This is a genomic window from Teichococcus rhizosphaerae, assembly GCF_002631185.1.
Classification (GTDB): domain Bacteria; phylum Pseudomonadota; class Alphaproteobacteria; order Acetobacterales; family Acetobacteraceae; genus Pseudoroseomonas; species Pseudoroseomonas rhizosphaerae.
The window spans coordinates 1-4,903 of the sequence record NZ_PDNU01000093.1; the positions used below are offsets into that span (position 1 = coordinate 1).

General features: G+C 71.3%; 3 protein-coding genes. 1 reads left to right on the forward strand and 2 read right to left on the reverse strand.

Annotation, left to right across the window (positions count from 1 at the left end; translation table 11 throughout):
• Positions 1–55: 55 nt before the first annotated feature.
• Both CR162_RS21550 and CR162_RS21555 read right to left on the reverse strand, forming a co-directional pair.
• A complete protein-coding gene (locus tag CR162_RS21550; RefSeq protein ID WP_099097521.1) occupies positions 56–1,453 on the reverse strand; it encodes an ABC1 kinase family protein in 1,398 nt (465 codons plus the stop codon).
• On the reverse strand, positions 1,446–3,227 hold the full coding sequence (locus tag CR162_RS21555) for a M3 family oligoendopeptidase (protein ID WP_099097523.1): 1,782 nt from the start codon (positions 3,225–3,227) through the stop codon (positions 1,446–1,448). Before CR162_RS21555 ends, CR162_RS21550 begins: the two co-directional genes overlap by 8 nt.
• Before the next feature lie 260 nt (positions 3,228–3,487).
• On the opposite strand from CR162_RS21555, the gene CR162_RS21560 reads away from it, so the two are divergent.
• On the forward strand, positions 3,488–4,903 hold a 1,416-nt coding region (locus CR162_RS21560; RefSeq protein WP_099097522.1), incomplete at its 3' end, for an AMP-dependent synthetase/ligase.

The window sequence follows — 4,903 nt, forward strand, 5'->3', positions numbered from 1 at the left end:
TGGCGGCGGGTGGCAGGGCCACGGCACCTCCCGCCTTCCGCCGGACGGGTCCGCCTCAGGCGCCCGCTGGCTTCCCTGTCCCGCCGGCCACCGGGGGCACGCCGGCGGCGGCCAGCGCCTCGGCCTGCCGGGCGGCCAGCGCCTGCTCGTTGTAGTCGGCGATCAGTTCGTTGAAGAGCCGGTGCCAGTTCAGCCGGGCGCCGAGCCGCAGGAAGGCGCTGCCCAGCCCCACCGCGCCACGGTCCACCAGCACGAACTCGCGCGGCGGCTTCACGCCGCCGGTGCGCTTGAGGCCAGCATGCACCTCGGCCGCCACCTTGCGGCCGAAATCCGGGTCGTCCACCTCCTGGATGGGGCGCACCCGGTCGTCCAGCAGCGGCTCGTGCAGGAACTTGGCCCAGAGGCCCAGCACCGCCATCTTCTCCTTGGAGAGGTCGGTGAAGCCCCAGATGCGATAGGCCTCGGCCGCCTTCTCGTCATCCCCGTCGCGGATCGCCTCGTAGAGCATGATCACGCCGGTGAGGAAGCTGGGCGGGAAGACGCGGATGGCGCCGAAGTCGAGCAGGTTGATCCCCGCCGCGCTGTCCGCCGTGGGCTGGCGCACCTGGTAGTTGCCAAGGTGCGGGTCGCCATGGATGACGCCGAAGCGGTAGAAGGGCATGTACCAGGCGCGGAACAGCGCGCGGGCATAGGCGTCGCGCTCCTCCTGCGAGGGGTCCTCGGCCAGCCGCTCCAGGATCGGCCGGCCTTCCAGCCAGGTCATGGTGAGCAGGCGGCGGCTGCAGTAATCCTCCACCGGCACGGGCGTGCGGATGGTGGGCTCATCGGCCAGCATGCGGTTGTAGAGCCGCATCTGCGCCGCCTCGCGGGAATAATCCAGCTCCTCCCGCAGCCGGTCGCACAGCTCGGCATAGACGTCGTCGTGCTGGATGGCGTCGTCCATCCGCGCGAACAGGCCCATGGCGATCTTGAGCTGGCGGAGATCGGCCTCCACCACGCTGGCCATGTCCGGGTATTGCAGCTTGCAGGCCACCAGCCGGCCATCCGGCAGGGTGGCGCGGTGCACCTGGCCGAGGCTCGCGGCGGCCGCGGCCTCCTGCCCGAAGCTGGCGAACTTCGACTGCCAGTCATGCCCGAGCTCGGAGGACATGCGGCGCCGGACGAAGGCCCAGCCCATGGGCGGGGCGTTGGCCTGCAGCGCCGCCAGCTCCTGCGCGTATTCCTGCGGCAGCGCGTTGGGCACGGTGGTGAGGAACTGCGCCACCTTCATCAGCGGGCCCTTCAGCCCGCCGAGAAGCGCCTTGAGGTCGTTGGCGTGCACGGCCTTGTCGGTCTTGATGCCGAGATAGCGCTCCCCAGCCACGCGGGCGGCGATGCCGCCCACCGCGCCCGAGGTGCGCGCCATGCGGCGGATCTCGCCGAAGAGGGTGCTGCCCTCGCGGTCTTCAGCCATCCGCGCGCTCCAGTTCGTCGATAAAGCCGGAAATCACGTTCAGCCCCTTGTGCCAGAAGGCGGGGTCCGAGGCATCGAGGCCGAAGGGGGCCAGCAGCTCCTTGTGCCGCAGCGTGCCGCCGGCGCGCAGCAGCTCCAGGTACTTCTCCTGGAAGCCCGGCACGCCGCCTTCCTGGAACACGCCGTAGAGCGCGTTCACCAGGCAGTCGCCGAAGGCATAGGCATAGACATAGAACGGCGTGTGGACGAAGTGCGGGATGTAGGACCAGTAGATCTCGTAGTCCGGCGTGAACTCGAAGGCCGGGCCGAGGCTCTCCACCTGCACCTGCATCCACAGCGCGCCGATCTCCTCGCGCGACAGCTCGCCCTTGCGCCGCGCGTCGTGCAGCAGCGTCTCGAAGCGGTAGAAGGCGATCTGCCGCACCACCGTGTTCAGCATGTCCTCCACCTTGCCGGCCAGCATGGCGCGGCGGCGGCGGGGGTCGGTCTCGGCATCGAGCAGGGCGCGGAAGGTCAGCATCTCGCCGAACACGCTGGCCGTCTCGGCGAGCGTCAGCGGCGTGCCGGACATCAGGTAGCCCTGCTCGGCGGCCAGGATCTGGTGCACGCCATGGCCCAGCTCATGGGCCAGCGTCATCACGTCGCGCGACTTGCCGTGGTAGTTGAGCAGCAGATAGGGATGCGCGCTCGGCACGGTGGGGTGGGCGAAGGCGCCCGAGGCCTTGCCGGGGCGCAGCACGGCGTCGATCCAGGGCTTGTCGAAGAAGCGCCGGCCGATGCTGCCGAGCTCCGGGCTGAAGCCGGAATAGGCCTTCAGCACCCGCTCCCGCGCCGCGTCCCAGGGAATCTGGCTGTCATCCTCGTCCGGCAGGGGCGCGTTGCGGTCCCAGTGCTGCAGCTTCGGCAGGCCGAGCCACTTGGCCTTCATGGCGTAGTAGCGGTGCGACAGGCTCGGGAAGCTGGCGACGACCGCGCTCACCAGCGCGTCCACCACCTCGTCCTCGACCATGTTGGCGCGGTTGCGGCTGCTGCCGGGGCGCGGATACTGCCGCCAGCCGTCGATGATCTCCTTGTCCTTGGCCAGGGTGTTGGTGATCAGCGTGAACAGCCGCGCCTTCTCGCCGAAGGCGGCCGAGACGCCCCTGGCCGCCGCCTCCCGCACGGAGCGGTCGCGGTCGGAAAGCTTGTTGAGGGCGCCGGAGACGTTCAGCGTCTCCTCCCCCACCTTCACCTCCATGGCGGCGACCGTCTCGTCGAACAGGCGGTTCCAGGCGGCGCGGCCGGTCACCTCCTTCTCGTGCAGCAGGCGCTCCACCTCGTCTGAGAGCTGGTGCGGGCGGAACACGCGCAGGTCGCGCAGGAAGGGGCGGTAGCGGGACAGCGCGCGGGAGCCGGAGAGCTTCTTCTCCAGCGCCGCCTCCTCGAGCTTGTTCAGCTCCAGCGTGAAGAACAGGGTGTGGCTGGAGATCGCCGTCACCCGCTCCTGCATGGTCTGGTAGAAGCGTCCATTGGCGGCGTCCTGCGCATCGCCCGCGAAGGTGAGCGAGGCGAAGGACATGATCCGCCCCAGCACCTCCTCGATCCGCTCATAGGTGGCGATGGCCTCGGCCAGCGCGTCGCCGGAAAGGCCGGCGAGCCTGCCGGAACGCGCCTCGGCGAAGGCGCGGGCCTCGGTGTCGGCGCGGGCGAGGTCCGCCTCGAGCGCCGGGTCGGCGGGGCCGGCGTAAAGGTCCGAGAGATCCCAGGCGGGGAGCGCCCCGGCGGCATCGCCCATGCCGTTGCCCCCTGGCGGACGGCCGGCGGTGTCGCGATGGAAGGGGCGAAGGTTGGAAAGCTGCACGGGACGCCTTGCGGTTGTGGGTTCGCTCCTCCCGATATAAGGCCATGCGGAGGCAGGCCAAGCGCCTCCCCGCAACGATCGGTGCCGGAGCGCCCCGCACCCTCGCCACGAGGGGCCGCCGCCGCCGCGGCGCTGCCCCAACCGGCCGCGCGCTCCGGCGTTCCGCCACCCAGGAGAAGGACCCGCACCACCCCATGCGCGCCGAGGACAACTGGAACAGCCTGCCCGCCCTGATGCTGGGCCTGGCCCGCTCCTGGCCCGACCGGCCGATGCTGCGCTTCTGGCGCGGCGGGAGGTGGCGCGGCCTGAGCTGGGCCGAATTCGCGCTGCAGGTTGCCGATGTGGCGGCCGGGCTGCGCGCGCGCGGCATCTCCCCCGGCGACCGGGTGCTGCTGGTGGCCGAGAACCGCCCCGAATTCCTGGTGGCGGACATGGCCGCCATGGCCATCGGCGCGGTGTCCGTGCCGGCCTACACCACCAACACCGTGGCCGACCACGCGCATCTGCTGCGCGACAGCGGCGCGCGTTGCGCCATCGTCTCCACCGCCCGGCTGGCGCGGGCCGTGGCCGAGGCGGCGGGGCCGGAGGGGCTCGACCTGCTGGTCTCCATGGAGGAGAGCCCCGGCACCCTCCCCTGGGCCGAGCTCGCTGCCACGCGTGGCGACCTGACGATGCTGGTGGCCGAGGTGGAGCACATCCCCGCCGGCCGGCTGGCCTGCCTGATCTACACCTCCGGCACGGGCGGGCCGCCCAAGGGGGTAATGCTGCCGCACCGGGCGATGCTGGCCAACCGCTATGGCATTGCCAGCTTCATCCACCGCCTGGGCCTGCCGAAGGACGCCTGCTACCTCTCCTTCCTGCCGCTCTCCCACGCCTATGAACACACGGTGAGCTACCTGCTCTGCTCCTTCGGCATGGAGATCGTGTTCAGCCGCGGCGCCGAGCGGCTGGCGGCGGAGCTGACCGAGATCCGCCCGCAGGTCGTCACCGCCGTGCCGCGGCTGTTCGAGGTGATGCGCGCGCGGATCCTGGGGCTGGTGGAGAAGCAGAAGCCCTGGCAGCGGCACCTGTTCGAGCGGGCGCTGCGGCTCGGCCTGCGCCGGCTGGACGGGCCGCCGCTCGGCCCGTTGGAGCGGCTCGAGGACGCGGTGCTGGAGCGGCTGGTGCGCCGGCGCATCCAGGCCCGCTTCGGCGGCCGGCTGGCAGCGCTGGTCTCGGGCGGCGCACGGCTGGACCCGGAGCTTTCCGGCTTCTTCCTGGCCATGGGCCTGCCGGTGCTGCAAGGCTATGGCCAGACCGAGGCGGGGCCGGTGATCAGCGTCAACGTGCCGTGGGAGAACAACCGCCACACGGTGGGCCGCCCCCTGCCCGGCGTCACGCTGCGCATCGCGGAGGATGGCGAGGTGCTGGTCCGCGGCCCGCTGGTCATGGACGGCTACTGGAACAACCCCGAGGCCACCGCCCAGGCGCTGCGCGCCGAGGGGGACGCGGTGTGGCTGCACACCGGCGATGTGGGGGAGATGGTCGGCCCCGCGCTGCGCATCACCGACCGCAAGCGGGACTTCATCAAGACGCTGGGCGGCGACATGGTGAGCCCCGCCCGCATCGAG

Coding starts and splice junctions, on each gene's coding strand:
- CR162_RS21550 (WP_099097521.1), bottom strand. CDS start 1,453: ATGGCTGAAGACCGCGAGGGCAGCACCCTCTTCGGCGAGATCCGCCGC.
- CR162_RS21555 (WP_099097523.1), bottom strand. CDS start 3,227: ATGGGCGATGCCGCCGGGGCGCTCCCCGCCTGGGATCTCTCGGACCTT.